Annotated in this window: 20 protein-coding genes; 10 read left to right on the top strand and 10 right to left on the bottom strand. The window is 60.3% G+C overall.

Annotated elements, in window-relative coordinates:
* Window positions 1–1,109: thioesterase domain-containing protein (locus tag QMA15_RS14365; protein WP_225989377.1), on the top strand; the 1,109-nt coding region annotated here is incomplete at its 5' end.
* 157 nt (window positions 1,110–1,266) lie between these two features.
* On the opposite strand, the gene QMA15_RS14360 is transcribed toward QMA15_RS14365, so the two are convergent.
* From QMA15_RS14360 to QMA15_RS14340, 5 genes are all read right to left on the bottom strand, one after another.
* Window positions 1,267–2,190: an alpha/beta fold hydrolase gene (locus QMA15_RS14360; protein ID WP_020969032.1), complete on the bottom strand. Its 924-nt coding sequence runs from the start codon at window positions 2,188–2,190 to the stop codon at window positions 1,267–1,269.
* A 66-nt stretch (window positions 2,191–2,256) separates the two neighbouring features.
* Window positions 2,257–3,270: an alpha/beta hydrolase family protein gene (locus tag QMA15_RS14355; RefSeq protein ID WP_020969033.1), complete on the bottom strand. Its 1,014-nt coding sequence runs from the start codon at window positions 3,268–3,270 to the stop codon at window positions 2,257–2,259.
* 194 nt (window positions 3,271–3,464) lie between these two features.
* Window positions 3,465–4,322 carry an ABC transporter permease gene (locus QMA15_RS14350; protein ID WP_259119112.1) on the bottom strand — a complete coding sequence of 286 codons (858 nt, stop codon included), beginning with the start codon at window positions 4,320–4,322 and terminating at the stop codon, window positions 3,465–3,467.
* A complete protein-coding gene (locus QMA15_RS14345) occupies window positions 4,319–5,182 on the bottom strand; it encodes an ABC transporter permease (protein WP_020969035.1) in 864 nt (287 codons plus the stop codon). The genes QMA15_RS14350 and QMA15_RS14345 overlap by 4 nt, the downstream gene beginning before the upstream one ends.
* On the bottom strand, window positions 5,179–6,150 hold the full coding sequence (locus tag QMA15_RS14340) for a daunorubicin resistance protein DrrA family ABC transporter ATP-binding protein (RefSeq protein ID WP_020969036.1): 972 nt from the start codon (window positions 6,148–6,150) through the stop codon (window positions 5,179–5,181). The genes QMA15_RS14345 and QMA15_RS14340 overlap by 4 nt, the downstream gene beginning before the upstream one ends.
* Window positions 6,151–6,554: 404 nt before the next feature.
* On the opposite strand from QMA15_RS14340, the gene QMA15_RS14335 reads away from it, so the two are divergent.
* Window positions 6,555–7,412, top strand: coding sequence for a glycosyltransferase family 2 protein (locus QMA15_RS14335; protein ID WP_290285069.1), 858 nt, complete (start codon window positions 6,555–6,557; stop codon window positions 7,410–7,412).
* 120 nt (window positions 7,413–7,532) lie between these two features.
* On the opposite strand, the gene QMA15_RS14330 is transcribed toward QMA15_RS14335, so the two are convergent.
* The 5 genes from QMA15_RS14330 to QMA15_RS14310 form a co-directional block, all read right to left on the bottom strand.
* Entirely contained in the window at window positions 7,533–8,510 is a 978-nt protein-coding gene (locus QMA15_RS14330; RefSeq protein ID WP_020969038.1) for a diiron oxygenase, read from the bottom strand.
* Between the two features lie 6 nt (window positions 8,511–8,516).
* Window positions 8,517–9,395, bottom strand: coding sequence for a prephenate dehydrogenase dimerization domain-containing protein (locus QMA15_RS14325; RefSeq protein ID WP_290285065.1), 879 nt, complete (start codon window positions 9,393–9,395; stop codon window positions 8,517–8,519).
* Between the two features lie 8 nt (window positions 9,396–9,403).
* Window positions 9,404–11,488 (bottom strand): aminodeoxychorismate synthase component I, encoded by a 2,085-nt coding sequence (gene pabB / locus QMA15_RS14320; protein ID WP_021343555.1) that lies wholly within the window; start codon window positions 11,486–11,488, stop codon window positions 9,404–9,406.
* Window positions 11,485–12,009, bottom strand: a complete 525-nt coding sequence (locus QMA15_RS14315; protein ID WP_019747551.1) for a chorismate mutase family protein — start codon at window positions 12,007–12,009, stop codon at window positions 11,485–11,487. The genes pabB and QMA15_RS14315 overlap by 4 nt, the downstream gene beginning before the upstream one ends.
* Window positions 12,010–12,094: 85 nt before the next feature.
* Window positions 12,095–12,571, bottom strand: coding sequence for a hotdog fold domain-containing protein (locus tag QMA15_RS14310; RefSeq protein WP_003940943.1), 477 nt, complete (start codon window positions 12,569–12,571; stop codon window positions 12,095–12,097).
* A 575-nt stretch (window positions 12,572–13,146) separates the two neighbouring features.
* On the opposite strand from QMA15_RS14310, the gene rpsJ reads away from it, so the two are divergent.
* Genes rpsJ through rpsC form a run of 8 tightly spaced genes read left to right on the top strand, consistent with a single transcriptional unit; the run spans window position 13,147 to window position 17,477 of the window.
* Window positions 13,147–13,452, top strand: coding sequence for a 30S ribosomal protein S10 (gene rpsJ, locus QMA15_RS14305; RefSeq protein WP_003938093.1), 306 nt, complete (start codon window positions 13,147–13,149; stop codon window positions 13,450–13,452).
* Between the two features lie 17 nt (window positions 13,453–13,469).
* On the top strand, window positions 13,470–14,126 hold the full coding sequence (rplC, locus tag QMA15_RS14300; protein WP_003940826.1) for a 50S ribosomal protein L3: 657 nt from the start codon (window positions 13,470–13,472) through the stop codon (window positions 14,124–14,126).
* On the top strand, window positions 14,123–14,797 hold the full coding sequence (gene rplD / locus QMA15_RS14295) for a 50S ribosomal protein L4 (protein ID WP_003940723.1): 675 nt from the start codon (window positions 14,123–14,125) through the stop codon (window positions 14,795–14,797). Before rplC ends, rplD begins: the two co-directional genes overlap by 4 nt.
* Complete coding sequence (gene rplW, locus QMA15_RS14290) at window positions 14,794–15,099, top strand: 50S ribosomal protein L23 (protein WP_003940990.1); 306 nt, start codon at window positions 14,794–14,796, stop codon at window positions 15,097–15,099. Before rplD ends, rplW begins: the two co-directional genes overlap by 4 nt.
* 39 nt (window positions 15,100–15,138) lie before the next feature.
* Window positions 15,139–15,975, top strand: a complete 837-nt coding sequence (gene rplB / locus QMA15_RS14285; RefSeq protein ID WP_003940895.1) for a 50S ribosomal protein L2 — start codon at window positions 15,139–15,141, stop codon at window positions 15,973–15,975.
* A gap of 13 nt (window positions 15,976–15,988) precedes the next feature.
* Window positions 15,989–16,270 (top strand): 30S ribosomal protein S19, encoded by a 282-nt coding sequence (gene rpsS / locus QMA15_RS14280; protein WP_003940820.1) that lies wholly within the window; start codon window positions 15,989–15,991, stop codon window positions 16,268–16,270.
* Entirely contained in the window at window positions 16,267–16,671 is a 405-nt protein-coding gene (gene rplV / locus QMA15_RS14275; protein ID WP_003940717.1) for a 50S ribosomal protein L22, read from the top strand. The genes rpsS and rplV overlap by 4 nt, the downstream gene beginning before the upstream one ends.
* Window positions 16,671–17,477: a 30S ribosomal protein S3 gene (gene rpsC, locus QMA15_RS14270; protein ID WP_003941003.1), complete on the top strand. Its 807-nt coding sequence runs from the start codon at window positions 16,671–16,673 to the stop codon at window positions 17,475–17,477. The genes rplV and rpsC overlap by 1 nt, the downstream gene beginning before the upstream one ends.
* Window positions 17,478–17,480 lie beyond the last annotated feature (3 nt).

The raw sequence follows: 17,480 nt of genomic DNA, 5'->3' as shown, positions 1-17,480 counted from the left end.
TGTTGGATGCGTTTCCGCTCAATGCTTCGGGGAAGTTGGATCGGAAGTTGTTGCCCGAGCCGGTGTTCGAGGCCGCGGTGTTCCGGGCTCCGGTGACGGAGGTCGAGCGTCTGGTTGCTTCTGTGTTCGAAGAATTGCTCGGTATCGATCGGGTCGGTCTCGATGACGATTTCTTCGAATTGGGCGGAAACTCCCTGATCGCCACGCAGTTGGCAGCGAAGTTGGGCCAAGCGATTTCGGCTGAGGTTCCGCTACGCATGCTATTCACCAGTTCGACTGTGTCGGAGATGTCCGACAAGTTGGTTACCGGTATGCACGTTGGATTTGAACTGGATCTTGATGCGGCACTCGCTGTCACGTTGCCCTTGCGTGCACGCGGATCTGAGCTTCCACTGTTCTGCGTGCACCCAATGGTCGGGCTGGCCTGGCCGTACGCACCTCTCGCCGCGTTCGTCGACAGATCAGTGCCGCTCTACGGGTTGCAGACACCAGCGTTGACCGAGGAGGACTTTTCCGCGACCGCACTGACCGACTACATAGATCGATACGTGTCCGAGATCCGATCAGTGCAACAACAGGGGCCGTACAGACTTCTGGGTTGGTCGTTCGGTGGAGTTGTCGCGCATGGAATCGCGGCAAGGCTCGAAGCCCTCGGCGAGAAGGTGAGTGCCTTGGTGATCTTGGACGGCTCGCCCTTGAGCTTGGATGATGAAGCATTTGCGGCGATGGTCAGACACGAAGTTGCTGGCTTGGGCGTCGTCATTCCGGATGACGAAGACCTTGAGAACCTATCGATCGACTGTGCCAGTGATGTCCTCACTGCAGTGAATGGCGGAGCTATCGGGCTTAATGCCAGCGATATCAGGCGGTTGTTCTCCAGCATCGCGCGAACCGCGGCGCTGACACGTGAGTACGAACCGGACACGTGCACGGGGCCAGTGCTGTTCGTGGGATCCAATGAAACTGAGGCCGATGGGGTCGAACCGTGGCGTTCACTGATCGACGGTGAAATCGATGTTCGTCAGGCAAGCGTGAACCATGTTTCGATGATGACGCCAGAGGGGCTGGAGGAGATCGGCCCGATGATTGCCGCCTCGCTGAATTCCTGACGCTATCTCGGTGGCCGTCGATCCGCGGGCCTGGCTAGGCGTCCTGCCGTCGAGCCAGACCCACGGACGTACATGAAGATACAAAAATAGGCTGGCGGCGCTGGATTTCTCCGCGCCGCCAGCCTACTTCAATCCTGCTGTTGCTTGTTTGACGTGCCTATTCGCAAGGGAGCGACCGGTACTCCGGGTCAAGCGCTGACTTGACGAGATCAAGAGTGTGAGGGTCTCTGACCAACTGTCCGTGGGACGCGGTGTTCCCGGCACAGTTATCTTGAGTCCAGACATTATGGACCACGGCGCCATCACTTGGACTAAGGAAAGTTGCCTCGGGTGGCGTCGAGATTTCGTCGTGAGCCGAAGCGATGACGGTGTACTCGATTCCGGGTTGCGTCTCGGATTCCGCGTTGAGTGCTGTCAAGAATGGTGTGCCGCTGAGTTGTTGGACGCCAGCAGGCCCCCAAATCGCTTGGACGAGTAGATCGCCAGGGAGGCCCATCGCCGACAGTGATCGTGCATTCGCTTGAAGACCACCGAATGTAGTTCCGTGGTTGGTCGCGCCGAGACTGATGAGCGAGTGCACTTTGTTATTCGACGGATCTTCACGAGTTGCTCCGCCGTTGAACTTAAGATACTGGCGAGCAACGACGCCGCCCTGGGAATGACCGACGATGTCCACCTGTGTCGTACCGGTGTGAAATTTCACCGAGTCAACGAACATTGCAAGCTCCTCAGCGGAGCTTGCAATGTCTGTGATTCCCCAATGCACAGCATTGGGATTCAGAATCTCGCGCACACCGCCATAATTCAGCGCAAAGACGCAGTAGCCCAAATCAGCAAGCTGAGGCGCCATAACATCCCAGGTGTCGGTCATGCTCATCCCGGTCCCGTGTACGAGTACCACCGGACGGGGATGTTCGAGACTTGGCTTGCAATCCCAGTCGTTGGCGCCGGCAGGGGAAGGACCCATGCTGGACAATCCGGGCGCGGGTTCCGCCGGGTCTGCTGATGCTGCTGTTGGCATTCCGGCCAGCACCACACAGGCCGACAAAGACGCCAGCGTTGCCAGAGCGAATCGGTTCATTCTTTCCTTGCGTGCTGAATCTGGTTGCTCGCTTTGCTACTTGCTTACAGAATCCGCGTCTCGGGATCAGACCCCGAGGGACTGGGCGATGAACGGCCATGACTTGTGCAAGTCGTCTTGCCAGTAACCCCACGAATGCGTACCCACCGGCCGGAAGTCCACAGTTGCCGGAATATTCAGGTCGGCAAGTCGTCGAGCGAGGTTTCCGGTGCAGATGCTAGTCGCGAATTCGATTGGTCCTCCCACAACAATCTGGTCGAACATCGCGGCTCGGCCATCCTGGATGCGAGGGTTCTCCGGAGTATCATTCGGAAAGCCGGGCAAGCCACTACCCGTGCTGATGTACAGGGGAGTGCCACGCAACTTTTCGGCGTTGACTACCGGGTCGTGTTCGACCCAGCCCGGACCGTCGAATGGGCCCCACATGTTCTGAATGTCGCCAACTCCGCCGATCCATTCAGTGGTCGCCCGTACGAAGGCCTGCCCCATCGGGTCACTCGTCTGTGCACAACCCGAATAGGATGCAACTGACTTGTAGAACCCGGGATACTCGATCGCAAGATTCAGAACAGAGGTCGCAGACATCGAGATAGCTGCAATCGACTGGTCACCGTTGCTGCCGAGTTCCTTGTTCAGCAGTGGAGGAAGCTCCTTGCCTAGGAAGGTGCTCCACATGTTCTTTCCGAGTACGGAATCTTCCTTCTCCCAGTCGGTGTAGTACGACATCAGACCCTTGGCCGGAATCGCAACATTGACGTTCTTATCTGCGAAGAAGTCGACCACATCAGTTTGGCGGTCCCATGTTGCTGTGCCTTCTCCTCCGTCAGCACCGTTGAGAAGGTAAAGAATGGGGCGCGGCTGCGAGTTGTCTGCAGGCAAAATCACCTGAATGGGGACCGACTTGTCCATTGATGCTGCGTAGACATTCACAACGATTTGACGATCATTGACTCGCTCGACAGATTCGATGTACGAACCGTCCGAATCGTCCTGTGCTGCATCTCCCCCGCCTTGGTGTGCAATGGGTGTGGCACCGGCGATGCCCATGCTGCTGGAAACAAGGACGACGCTCGCCGCCATCAGTGCACCTGCGACGGTGCGCCTCCAGGGGGACCGAAATTTTCGAGTCAAGACAACGCCTTTCGGTTGGTTCAACTGTGCTGCCGGAACTGCTCGGCAATCGTGTTTCGTGAGTCTGAGCTACTTGTAATTCGGATGGTCAGCCGTAGACGTTACCGCGCGTACGGATCCACCAGGCAATACCGAGATGGTTATCAATCCGAAGCGGCGCGTCGGTATCCGAGTATCGCTGGATACACGAACACCACGACCATCCCGAACGACCAGGCCAATGTCTTGAGCAGGGGCTCGGCGACGGGCCCCCCCAAGGAGAGGCCTTTCATCGCATCGATTGCCACGGACATTGGTTGCTCGGCAACAACTGGTTGCAGCCACTTCGGATAAGCCATCACCGGAACAAAGCCGGAGTTGAAGAACATCAACAGCGTGCAGGAGATCGACACGATCTCTACAAGCGGGAGATTGTCTGCCACCGTTGCCAGCGCCGTGACCATCATCGCGAAGCCGATGCCGAAAACGATCGGCAATACCAAGAGTGCCACTGCAGCCAGGAGACCCTGGTTGAATCGGAATCCCAACAGATAGCCGACACCAAGGATGACGATGGAGGTGACGAGAACTCGCACTGCTTCGGCGATCATGCGTCCGACCAGACCGGAGGCACGATGCGCAGGGAGAGTCCAGAACCGGCTCAAGAGTCCAGATGCTCGTTCGCCTTTGAGTCCGACTGCGCTCGCAATCGAGCCGAACATGGCGCCAACGAGGATGATCAGCGGGACCGTTCCGAAGATGCTTGATTGGCCCGTCGCTGCTGTAATCGAATTGCCCAGGACGACTCGGAACATCAACAGCATGAACGCTGGGTACACCAGAGCTTGAATGGTGGTTGATGGATCGCGCAGCCACGTGAGCAACAAACGTTTGGCCTGAATCCCGCTGTGCACGACCAGGGCCTTGAAAGAGCTTTCAGGGAGCGCTTTGTCCGGGTAAGGAAAGTTAAACCCCTCGGCGGGGCGGACGGCCGCCATGAAACGATCTGTCGGTTCGCTCATGACCGCCTCATACTTGCCCAGAACGCAAGTGGCGCGAAGAAGACGATCAACCCGATCGTCCACGCAACGACGGGAAACAGGACGCCCCAGGTGACTCCGCCCTGCGCAAGATCACGCATGGCGAAGGAGAACTGCGATACCGGTTGATTGCGCACGAACGGCCGAATCCATTCGGGAAAGCCAGTCTCGGGCGCGAAACCGCAGGACAACATCCCCAGAATCAATTGGGGGAGTGTCAGCGCCTGACTGGTGGCTTGTGGACTTTTCGACAGTGAACCGATTGCATCACCGGCGAAGGACAGGCAAGTGCTGAACGCGAGGGCGATCGCACAAAACAGAACTGCCTGACCCATGCCTGCTGAGAATCGGAAACCGATCAAGTGGCCGAAGGTCAATGCCGCGGCGAGTGAGACTGTCGAACGGACGAAGCCACTCGATTGACGAGACAACAGCGGCACGGGGCCGACTACTGGCATGGTTTTCATGCGGTTACTGAAGCCGGTGATCGACTCGGTCGAGGACATCTGAGCGGCGGAGATCGACGTGAAGGCCATGGCTTGCAGCACGATGATCGGCATCAGAAACTGGGCATAGTTGATGCCCTGAAGTTGCATGACGAACTTCAACGGAAGGTAGAAACCGATCGTGAAGATCAATGGCGCGACTACCGCGATCAGTAGTTCGTAGCGCTTCACCATGGACTTGACGGTGCGTGCCGTCAGCACCCACCACTGATTGATCGCTGACGGATGTGGTCGGCGGTGCTTTCCAACGCTCAATGCCTCGGGGACTGCAATCTTGCTGCGAGTGTCCTCGCGGACAGTCACTTGATCGACCCCGAATTTTGTAGTTGTCGTCACGGTGTCTCACTCACGTGCTGTTCACCTGTGAGTGAAAGGAAGACATCATCGAGTGACGGGCGACGAAGTGCAATGTCTGCAAGCGGAATCCGTGCGTGGTCCAGACGACGCAGTGCTTCAGAGAGCGTTCCTGCGCCGACAGGTGCGGGGATCGCGATCCGCCCGCTCTCTTGTGCCAGATCGAATCTGAAGTCGCGGGGGACCAGATTGCCGAGTGCATGGACCGCGTGAGGCAGCTGTTTGAGATCTGCGGGCACGATCTCGCAGAAGCTTGCGCCGGTTCGAGCCTTCAATTGGTCAGCAGTCCCCTCGGCAATGACCGCGCCTTTGTCGATGACGATGATGTTGTCGCTCAGTAAATCTGCTTCTTCGAGGTACTGAGTTGTCAGGAGCACGGTGATTCCCTGCTCCTTCAGTGATTGAACCAGCGACCAGACGCTCTGCCGACTGCGCGGATCCAAGCCGGTGGTCGGCTCGTCGAGGAAAACGACCTCGGGGCGGACAACCAGGCCACACGCAATATCGATTCGTCGGCGCATACCGCCGGAGTAGTTCCGGACTACTCGGGATCCTGCTTCGACGAGGTCGAATTGAGAGAGCAGGTCGGCAGCGCGCACCTTCGCGGACATTCGGTCGAGCCCCATCAACCTGCCGAACAGTTCGATGTTCTCGCGGCCGGTGAGTGAATCGTCCAGGGCGGCGAACTGCCCGGTCATCATGATGGAGCGTCGAACCTCTGGAGCATTGCGCACGACGTCGTAGCCAGCCACCATCGCGCGTCCGCTGGTGGGGCGAATGAGCGTGGAGAGGACCTTCACCGTCGTTGTTTTGCCTGCGCCGTTGGGACCCAAGATGCCGAGCACCGTCCCACGTGGTGCGGTGAAGTTGATCCCTCGCAGCGCGTGCACGTTCTTGAAGGACTTGTGTACGTCCTCCACTAGTACCGCTGCGTCCGTGGAAAAGGGCATCAACACTCCGCTGTCTGCATTGTCGGAACGGGCACGCGCTCCCGACGGGCGCACAGATGCCTTCTGTCTTCTATCCGTGATCTCCGCTCAGATGTTACCGGAGGGTCAAACCGACACTCGGGCAATCGGACGCCTGAGAGGGGGTATGTGGCTCCTGCCAGCAACTCTCACCTTCGATTTCACCTTGTGGCAAGAATCACAAATACTCTTTGTAACGTAAAGATCTCCTCTAATTGAACGAATGACCAAATGGATTCTTAGCGCATCTACGCAGGTGGGTATTCAGTTGCACGGACCGAAGGTCTTTGATTTGACCGGTGACGAAAGTCCTCCGATTCCTTCCGGTTGGTTCCCTGGGTCCGCTGCTCAATGTCTTGTGGAGAGATTCGCGATACCGTTGGGAAATGGCGAACGCGACGTTGTCGGTGGTTGTTCCGGCTTTTAATGAATCTGAATACATCGAAACGTGCATCGAAGCGCTCATTGCTCAAGATGAGTATGTCGACGAAATCATCGTCGTTGACAATAATTCCTCGGACAACACTTCCGAGTTGATCAAGAAGTATCAAAGTTGTTGTCCCAAGGTTCGGCTTCTCAACGAATCCCGCCCCGGTGTGGTGCATGCAAGAAACAAAGGGTTTGACGCAGCTAGTGGCGAAATTATCGGACGTATCGACGCAGATACGATCGTGGGGGAAGGCTGGGCAGCTGCAGTTCACGAATTCTTCGAATGTCGCGACGATTTCTCGGGCGTAACTGGCCTGACTTATCTTTATGAATCTCCGATCGCCGGCCTTCAGCGCCGATGGACGAATTGGCGACTCGGTCGCGGGGTCCAGGGCGCGGTTCGGCCCGTTGTTGCAGTTCCAGGCAGCAACATGGCGATGCGTCAGTCGGCTTGGTTGGCCGTCAGGGGTGCGGTCAGCGATCGAACCGACATTCACGAGGATATCGATCTATCCCTCTGCATGGCGCATGTTCGTTGCACTGTGGGGCAGATCTCGAGCATGGCCGCAAAGGTTTCGGGTAGACGTGGAGTTAGTTCGCCGCGAGTGTATGCGCGATATAATCGAGCATCAAAGAAAACCCTCGAGCTTCATGGTGTGTCGAATTGGAAGTTAACATTCTTGATTGCAGCGGACAGTGTCCTGCATGCAATCTTGTGGCCTCTTTATCGAATGTATGACAAGAATTCCGGACAACTCTCTTCCCGGTTTCTGGGTCGGAGGCAGCGTGCGCGGGATCTTCCCGTCTTTTCTTGAGTGATCCGTCCGTATTTATTTGCTCAAGCTCTTGTCTAGCTGAATAATCGGGAGTGCCCGATAATTGCGGAATATTACTGGATCGGGTTTGTTGGGGAAATTCTCATTTATTGCACAGGATTAACTGGGAAGGTATTTTTCTCCAGCGATTGATACTTCTGACGTAACTTGCAACTTATGGAGCAAGGACGATATTCCACTGTAGTCCTGCACGAACTGCTCGTTGCGCCGTCCCGATTCGACGTCGTCGAGCATCTTCTGCCCTCGGGGTATGGCTTCGATCTCCATGATTGCTCGCCAAGCGCCGAAGTCGGTTCCACTGAAAGCGCGCATGGCGCCCTCGAAGCCTTCCAATAGATAGCTGCGATCTCCACGATCCAGGGAATCCCAGACCGACACGGCCAGTTCCCCGGCAATCGAGGCATGGCAGTACTCGTCGCGAGCGTGCAACCGGATTGTCGCGCGGTTGATCGACTGCACGCCCGGGTCATCCGAGATCAGGTCGAGGTATGCGGTGATCGACACCTCGGCGACGGTCATGAACGCCAACTGTGTCAGGGCGATCTTGCGAGGCCCCTCGGCGGCGTCGAGGGCTTGCGCCCGCGTGCGGACCGTCAGGACGTCTGGCAGTGCCTTCGACGGAAGCGCCCAGCCCCTGCCTCGACGGGTCGCTGAACTGGCATTGAAGTGCATGAGCGTGTGATATTGCTCGTCGACCATCGCCTGATTGACGGCCACTGCAGCCCAATCTCCGAGTCCGACGCCGAGTCGGTCTTCGGCGAGAACGTCGAAGCCGGGATTGACGACGTACTTCTCGATGTCCATGACGTTCTTGTTGAACGCGATCCATGCCCAGGCTTGCAGGCGTTGCTTCTGCTCGGGACTCAATGCCAGGTAGGTCGGATGCTCCGCGAACGGGAGAAGTGCTTCGGGGTAGTCGGACAACGACGAATCGAAGAGATCGTCCAGTTCCGGCTCCGCCTTCTTCACGGTTGCCCGGCGCGCCCAATTGCTCGCAAGCCGACTGACGATTGCACTCTCGACCGGATCCGAGGCGTCGTACTCGGGGAGGCTGGGCGGACTCACTCCAGGTCTCATCGTTCCCTACTCTCTGTGCCCTTCGGCAATGCGATCGAACAAGCTCTGGCACTCCGCGTTCAATTCGCCGGAGTGATCGTCGAGCGCTGCCTCGGCGGTTTTCATCAGCGTCGTGAAGTCGCCGAGCGTCTCGGCCGCCGTGTCCACCTGTGAGGTGGCATCGAACAGTGCTTTTCGTGTCGCACCTGCATACGGATTGCCCGCTTGTACGTCCCAGTACACCTCCGGTTCGCCGCCGGCTACACGCGCCAGGAGCGCGAGCAAGGTCCGATGTGGGGGAGGGGCTACCGCGAGGAGATCGTCCGCGGAAACTCCGAGTTCGGCCAGGGCAACGCCGAAAGCCAGCACCGACGCGTGTGTCAGAACCTGGGTGGCCGCAGCCAACCGGTCGTGACGATCGGCGTCCATCACCGCGACCGACGCTCCCCACGAGCGCACGACGTCGAGGAATCTGGCGGACTGCGGACCGTCGACGTACGGCACTGCGATGACGGCCCGACCGCGCGGTCCGAGCGACGGACGGAACATGGGGTTGAGTCCGAGGAACTCCCCTTCTCGGCCGGCGTCGGCGATTGCTGCGTCCATCCGCGATTTGACCGACAGTGTGTCCACAACGAGAGCACCGGATGTTCGAAGGCTCGGTAGTGCGGCTAGAGCGACCTGTTCGGGAACCGCGAGCACGATGATGCTCGAGGACTCCACGTGTGCGAGGACCCGGTCACTGGGTTTCGTGATGTCTCCGACGACTACATCTCCGTCAGGATCGCTGCCTGCTGGGTCGACGACGGTGACCGTCGACCCCTCGCCGCGAAGCAGTTCGACGAACATGGATCCGACGGCACCCAGGCCGCCGACAACCGTCGCGGTGCCTGATGCCGGCGTCATGGCTGGATCTACCCGCCGTACTCGAGGACCCGCGAGGACACCGCATCGAGCGCACGGAGCAGCGTGGACGCCTTGACCGTGGTCTCGTCGAATTCTTCTTCCGGATCGGACAACGCTGTGATGGCACCGCCGATTCCGAAGGTCACGCCGCTCTCGGTGCAGACCAGCGACCGGATCACGATCGAGAGGTCCGCGGCGCCACCGAGCGCGAAGTACCCGATCGATCCCGAGTAGACCCCACGTGGGCCTGATTCGAGGCGGTCGATGATCTCCATCGTCCGTACCTTCGGGGCGCCGGTCATCGATCCACCGGGGAACGCGGCACGCACACAGTCCACCGCCGACGACCCCGGACTCAGATGTCCGCGCACCGTCGACACCATTTGGTGAACGGACGAGTACGACTCGATCGCGAACAGCCTCGGAACGTGGACACTTCCCGGAACGCAGACCTTGGTGAGGTCGTTGCGAGTGAGGTCCACGATCATCAGGTTCTCGGCGCGGTCCTTCTCGCTGTCGAGCAGGTCCTGCCGTAGGGCAGCGTCACGCGCTCGGGTGACGCCGCGCGGCCGGGTCCCTTTGATCGGCTTGGACTCGACGTTGCCGTCCGAGTCGACACGAAGGAACCGCTCAGGCGAGGCCGAGACCACCGAGATGCCGGTGAAGTCGAGAAGTGCGCTGTACGGCGTCGGATTGATCGAGCGCAGATACTCGAACGCCTGCTGTGCATCGATCGTCTCGTCGACGCTCGCCATGTTGGTCAGACATACCTCGTAGGACTCACCTGCCCGGATCTCCGAGAGGGCCGTTCCGATCAACGACAGGTACTGATCGCGATCATGCCGAAGGCGAGCCTGCGTCCAGACGGTGTCGCTGATCAGCGGAACCGGGGTGCGTTCCGGAAGGTCCGCGCCGATCCGCGCCAAGGTGTCGACGGTCGATTCGAGCCAATCGTCATAGCCGGCGTCCCGGACTTTCTCGCGCAATCTCAAAACGTGAGTGCGGCCCGCGGTGTGATCGATGACGACGGCGCGATCGGCAAACACCAGAGCGGCATCAGGAGTGGGTGCCGGATGGACTGCCCTTCCTCCGGTCTGTGCTTTCAGTTCGTAGCCGAGGTAGCCCACGTAGCCGAGGTTGAAGTCGAGTTCCGGATGTGAGGGCACGAAGCGTGTCGCGAGTTGTGCGTCCAAGTAATCGAAGAATGGAACTCGAATGTGCTCGTCGGACAGGCCTTTTCGGCTGACAGTCAGTACCTCGGCTTGAACGTCGTACGTGATGAACTCGGCCAGCGGCCCCGACGAATCGCCGAGTATCGAAAAGCGCGCACTCGGCTCTGCGGTTGCCGCGCGGTCCAGCCAGAACGCGTTCGGGCCGTCGGCGAACAGTGCTGCATAGGCCGCCGACGGGTCCACTGCAAAATCGAGAGTCACGTCGTCGACGTCGTAGTTGATCGCCGGCCGCAGGTCGGGTGTTTGCGAAGTCGGTTCGGGTCGGATCACCGAATCCAGAGTGCGTCCGACGGACAGATCGCGGAAGTTCGCGAGCAAATCTATGCCGAACTCGGTACTGATGGACTCCGGATGGAACTGAACGCCCCACATCGGCTTGGTCCGGTGCCGGACACCCATGAGCAGTCCGTCGGACGTCCACGCGGTACGAACGAAGGCGTTCGGCAGATTCTCGACGGTCAACGAGTGGTAGCGAACAGCTCGGAACGGCGACGGAAGTCCGGCAAAGATGCCCGAGCCGTCGTGATCGATCAGCGAAATTCGGCCGTGCATCGGTACGGGCGCAACCACCACGTCCGCGCCGAACAACTCGCACAGGCCCTGGTGGCCGAGACAGACACCGAGAAGTGGGAGAGGCGCTTCTTCGATGAAACGGCGGCTGATTCCGAAATCACGGTCGCGATCCGGCCGGCCGGGACCTGGGGAGATGACCACGTTGTCGTATGACGCGAGATCGATGGAATCCCAATCCGCGTCGTTGCGGACCACGGTCGGCACAACCCCGTTGACCTCGGTCAACAGGGTGAACAGGTTGTAGGTGAACGAGTCGTAATTGTCCACCAGAAGGGTGCGGGAACTCATGTCGATGATCCTGATCTCGGTCCGACGGATTCCCGAACAGTGTCCTCCTCCTCAACAGGTGCGTTGATCACCAGGTCTTCGAGTCGACAGGTCTCGGCAATCATCAGCTCGTACAGGGCGTTGAAGAAGTCGGGGGAGAGGTCGTGTCTACGGGCGAATTCACGCGCCCGCTCCTGCACGAGGCGGACGCGGCCGGGTTGCATCATCGGAACCTCGCGGGAGCGCTTCCACTCGCCGATGCGTAGGCAGAGTTCCAGCCGCTGCCGCACCGTCTCGAGAAGTAGAGCGTCGATGGCGTCGAGGTCGCGCCGGAAGCTGTCCAATCCCTCGGCCTCGTCCGGATACGACGAGGTCTGCGTGCCTGCTTCGGAACTCGTTGTGGTCAAGAACTCTTCCACGAGGCCTCCCGGTGCTCGGCGTGACGCGAGGTCGACAATGTGGTGCCCGGAACGCAACCCACCTCCGGACACCGGCACCCCGACCGACCATCGCCGTTCGGGGAGGTGTTCCACGATCGTCATTCGCCGAAACCTGCGGTGGTGCCTAATTCTGCGAAACCTGTTTGGCGGGCGAATCAGGTTGCGATGCAGGCGGGTTCGTGAGTGCCTACTTGGGGGAGACCCAGGTGGTGATTTCGGCGTGGACTACTTCCTTGCCGCCCCGGTCGAAGATCGAGATGGGAACGAGAAGTTCCGTGCCACTCTCGATCGCCGCGAAGTCCGGCAAAGTCTCGAGTCGGGCGACCGCCCGCAGGCCGGTCTCGGCCTTGGCGAGGTAGTCGACCTTCATGGACTTGGGGATCCAGCGGTGCGAGTTCGGAACCGTCGCTTCGCTCAGCATGCCCATTGCGACCTCCGCGAGATTGCATGCTGCGATCGCGTGAAAGGTGCCGAGATGGTTGTGGACGCCCCACCATTTGGGGGAGCGGACCTCGCACAGGCCCGGTTCCAACTTGGTCACCCGGGGGAGAACGGAGGCGAAGTAGGGCACGCGAATGGACATCGCCGCCGAGAAAACTGCATGTCCGAGGGCGTTGTCCGGCAATTTCTGCCATCCGCGATAGGTGGGGCTGGAAGTAGTCATCGGACTATCTTACTTCTGAGTAAGGTTGTTGTCGCGCAGCTCACTCGGAAAGGCTGGTTCGGGGGAGTTGAGGAATCGGGCCAGGTACGGCATACTGGTCGGGTTGCCTTGTCCGGGACGCGGTCGTTTGCGGCCGTGATCGGGTAAGGGTAAGACGTCACAGACGATCGATCGCAGATCCCGTCAGGGTAATCGGGTCAACGACTGTGACCATGCAAGACATGCAAGACGAGAAGTAATGCAGGACGGAAGCAGTACCTACTTTGTGTTCGACATCGAACACGTCCGGTACGCATCACGCGCCAGATGATCGAAAGATTGTCCGGCGCAGGATGAGTGAGAAGGCGACACGCCCGACCGCGTGTACCGGAGAACAATGACAAACGAACAGCGGCAGCAGATCCTGATCTGATCCGATGCTCGGTTTACCGCTAACACGGTCTTCCGAACTTTCGGACTTGGTCCCGATCGCTTCAGTGTTCGTCGTGTCATCGTCCAGGCAAGGACTGTGCAGACGAGGTAGCTCGAGCCTGACCAGGCGGGCTACGAAACGCGGCAAGAAAAGGACACTAAGCGTGGCGGGACAAAAGATCCGCATCAGGCTCAAGGCCTACGACCACGAGGCGATCGACGCGTCAGCGCGCAAGATCGTCGAGACGGTAACCCGTACGGGTGCCCGCGTCGTTGGACCTGTGCCGTTGCCGACCGAGAAGAACGTATATTGCGTCATCCGCTCGCCGCACAAGTACAAGGACTCGCGCGAGCACTTCGAGATGCGTACTCACAAGCGGCTGATCGACATTCTCGACCCGACGCCGAAGACGGTTGACGCGCTCATGCGCATCGACCTTCCGGCCAGTGTCGACGTGAACATTCAGTGACGGCGGAGACAAAAACAATGACTGATACCAAGATCAAGGGAATCCTGGGCACCAAGCTCGGCATGACCCAGGTCTTCGACGAGAACAACCGGGTTGTCCCGGTCACCGTCGTGAAGGCTGGGCCGAACGTCGTAACCCAGATCCGTACCGAAGAGCGTGACGGCTACAGCGCCGTTCAGCTCGCGTTCGGCGCCATCGACCCGCGCAAGGTGAACAAGCCGACTTCCGGCCAGTTCACCAAGGCTGGTGTGACCCCGCGTCGCCACGTAGTGGAGCTCCGCGTTGCGGACACCTCCGACTACGAGGTCGGCCAGGAGCTCACCGCCGAGGTCTTCGAGGACGGCGCATACGTCGACGTCACCGGAACCAGCAAGGGCAAGGGCTTCGCCGGAACCATGAAGCGTCACGGCTTCAAGGGACAGGGCGCGTCGCACGGTACCCAGGCTGTTCACCGCCGCCCGGGCTCCATCGGTGGCTGTGCAACTCCCGGCCGCGTGTTCAAGGGCATGCGCATGTCCGGACGCATGGGTAGCGACCGCATCACGACGCAGAACCTCTCGGTCCACAAGGTGGATGCCGAGAACGGCCTGCTGCTGATCAAGGGTGCGATCCCCGGCCGCAAGGGCGGCCTCGTGATCGTCAAGAGTGCAGTGAAGGGTGGTGCACGGGCATGACCAGCACCGAGACCAAGTTGACCCTGGACGTCAAGGTCGCCGGCGGCAAGACCAACGGCACCGTCGATCTCCCCGCTGAGATCTTCGACGCTCCGGCCAACATCGCGCTTCTCCATCAGGTTGTCGTCGCGCAGCTCGCAGCTGCTCGTCAGGGAACCCACTCCACCAAGACCCGCGGCGACGTCCGCGGCGGTGGCAAGAAGCCGTACCGCCAGAAGGGCACCGGCCGCGCACGCCAGGGCTCGACTCGCGCACCGCAGTTCGTCGGCGGCGGAACCGTTCACGGCCCGCAGCCGCGTGACTACAGCCAGCGCACCCCCAAGAAGATGAAGGCAGCCGCTCTTCGCGGAGCCCTCTCTGACCGCGCACGCAACGAGCGCATCCACGTCATCACGGAACTGGTTGCAGGGCAGACGCCTTCGACCAAGGGCGCAATCGCGTTCCTCGGTGAGATTTCGGATCGCAAGAAGCTGCTGCTCGTCGTGGGTCGCCAGGATGTAGCCGCTTGGAAGAGCGTGCAGAACCTGGAAGGCGTGCATCCCATTGCACCCGACCAGCTCAACACCTACGACGTGCTCAATGCAGACGATGTCGTGTTCAGCGTCGAGGCACTCAACGCGTTCATCCACGGGCCCGCAGAGAGCGCTCAGAACAAGGAGGACGCCAAGTGAGCACCATCGCTGACCCCCGCGACATCCTGCTCGCTCCGGTCATCTCCGAGAAGTCCTACGGACTGATCGAGGAAGGCACCTACACCTTCCTGGTGCACCCGGACTCGAACAAGACGCAGATCAAGATTGCCGTCGAGAAGGTCTTCGGCGTCAAGGTGACCAGCGTCAACACCGCCAACCGTCAGGGCAAGCGTAAGCGGACCCGATTCGGTTACGGCAAGCGCAAGGACACCAAGCGCGCGCTCGTGACCCTGTCCGCTGACAGCAAGCCCATCGAGATCTTCGGAGGACCGGTCGCGTAAGCGCCGGGACTTGACGAGACATAGAGGACGAGAAGACTCATGGCAATCCGTAAGTACAAGCCGACAACACCGGGCCGTCGTGGCTCGAGCGTCTCGGACTTCGCCGAGATCACTCGGTCAACCCCCGAGAAGTCGCTGGTTCGCCCGCTGCACGGTCGCGGTGGACGTAACGCACACGGTCGTATCACCACCCGTCACAAGGGTGGCGGACACAAGCGTGCATACCGACTGATCGATTTCCGTCGCAACGACAAGGACGGCATCCCGGCAAAGGTCGCTCACATCGAGTACGACCCCAACCGCACAGCAAACATCGCACTCCTGCATTACGCAGACGGTGAGAAGCGCTACATCATCGCCCCCAAGGGCCTGGTGCAGGGTTCACCGGTCGAGTCCGGTGCAGGCGCCGACATCAAGCCGGGCAACAACCTGCCGCTGCGCAACATCCCGACTGGTACCACCATCCACGGTGTGGAACTGCGTCCCGGCGGCGGAGCCAAGATGGCTCGTTCCGCAGGCGCCAGCATCCAGCTCCTCGGTAAGGAAGGCAGCTACGCCACGCTGCGTATGCCTTCCGGTGAAATCCGTCGCGTCGACGTGCGCTGCCGCGCATCCGTCGGCGAGGTCGGCAACGCCGAGCAGTCGAACATCAACTGGGGCAAGGCCGGCCGTATGCGTTGGAAGGGCAAGCGCCCGACCGTTCGTGGTGTCGTGATGAACCCGGTCGACCACCCGCACGGTGGCGGCGAGGGCAAGACCTCAGGTGGACGCCACCCGGTCAGCCCGTGGGGTAAGCCTGAAGGCCGTACCCGCAAGAACAAGGCAAGCGACAAGATGATCGTCCGTCGCCGCCGCACCGGCAAGAACAAGCGCTAGGAGGGAGTGAAGGATGCCACGCAGCCTTAAGAAGGGCCCGTTCGTCGATGACCACCTCCTCGCGAAGGTGGATGTACAGAACGAAAAGGGAACCAAGCAGGTCATCAAGACCTGGTCCCGTCGTTCGACAATCATCCCGGACTTCATCGGCCACACGTTTGCAGTTCACGACGGCCGCAAGCACGTCCCCGTGTTCGTTTCCGACTCCATGGTCGGACACAAGCTCGGAGAGTTTGCACCGACCCGCACGTTCAAGGGTCACATCAAGGATGATCGGAAGGCGAAGAGGCGATGAGCAACACCGAAACCGCCAACCCGACTGCCAAGGCTGTAGCGAAGCACGTTCGCGTTACGCCGATGAAGGCACGTCGAGTTGTGGACCTGGTCCGCGGGCGCTCGGTTGAAGACGCCCTGAACATCCTGAAGTTCGCGCCGCAGGCAGCGAGCGAGCCGGTCGCCAAGGTGATCGCCTCCGCAGCAGCCAACGCCGAGAACAACCTCGACCTCGACCCCAGCACGCTTGTCGTTGCTACGGCGTTCGTGGACGAGGGCGCGACCCTCAAGCGGTTCCAGCCGCGTGCACAGGGACGTGCGTTCCGTATTCGCAAGCGCACCAGTCACATCACCGTGATCGTGGAGAGCCTGCCGAAGACCGGAACATCGACCCGTAATCGCCGGAAGGGAAGTGCTCAGTAGTGGGCCAGAAAATCAACCCGCACGGCTTCCGTCTCGGCATCACCACCGACTGGAAGTCTCGCTGGTACGCAGACAAGCAGTACGCGGAGTACGTCAAGGAAGACGTCGCGATCCGTAAGCTCCTCGCCACCGGCATGGAGCGCGCAGGAATCGCGAAGGTCGAAATCGAGCGCACCCGTGACCGTGTTCGCGTGGACATCCACACTGCACGTCCGGGCATCGTCATCGGCCGCCGCGGCGCCGAAGCCGATCGCATCCGCTCCGAGCTCGAGAAGCTGACCGGCAAGCAGGTTCAGCTGAACATCCTCGAGGTCAAGAACGCAGAAGCTGAAGCACAGCTCGTCGCACAGGGTGTGGCCGAGCAGCTCTCGAACCGCGTTGCCTTCCGTCGTGCAATGCGCAAGGCCATCCAGTCGGCCATGCGTCAGCCCAACGTCAAGGGAATCCGCGTTCAGTGCTCCGGTCGTCTCGGCGGCGCCGAGATGTCCCGGTCGGAGTTCTACCGCGAAGGCCGTGTGCCGCTGCACACGCTTCGTGCGGACATCGACTACGGCCTCTACGAGGCCAAGACCACCTTCGGTCGCATCGGCGTCAAGGTCTGGATCTACAAGGGCGACATCGTCGGTGGCAAGCGTGAGCTCGCCGCCAACACGGCCGCACCGGCCGGGGATCGCCCGCGTCGTGAGCGTCCGAGCCGTCCGCGTCGTTCCGGTGCCACCGGTACCACTGCGACCAGCACCGAGGCCGGCCGCGCAGCGACCGCAACCGCCGATGCTCCCGCAACTGAACAGAATCAGGAGGGCTGACGC

Source organism: Rhodococcus sp. APC 3903 (genome assembly GCF_030407755.1).
In the GTDB taxonomy this organism is placed as follows: Bacteria; Actinomycetota; Actinomycetes; order Mycobacteriales; family Mycobacteriaceae; genus Rhodococcus_F; species Rhodococcus_F erythropolis.
Note: the sequence above shows the minus strand (reverse complement) of the source record. Positions and strands in the feature narration are given on the sequence as shown.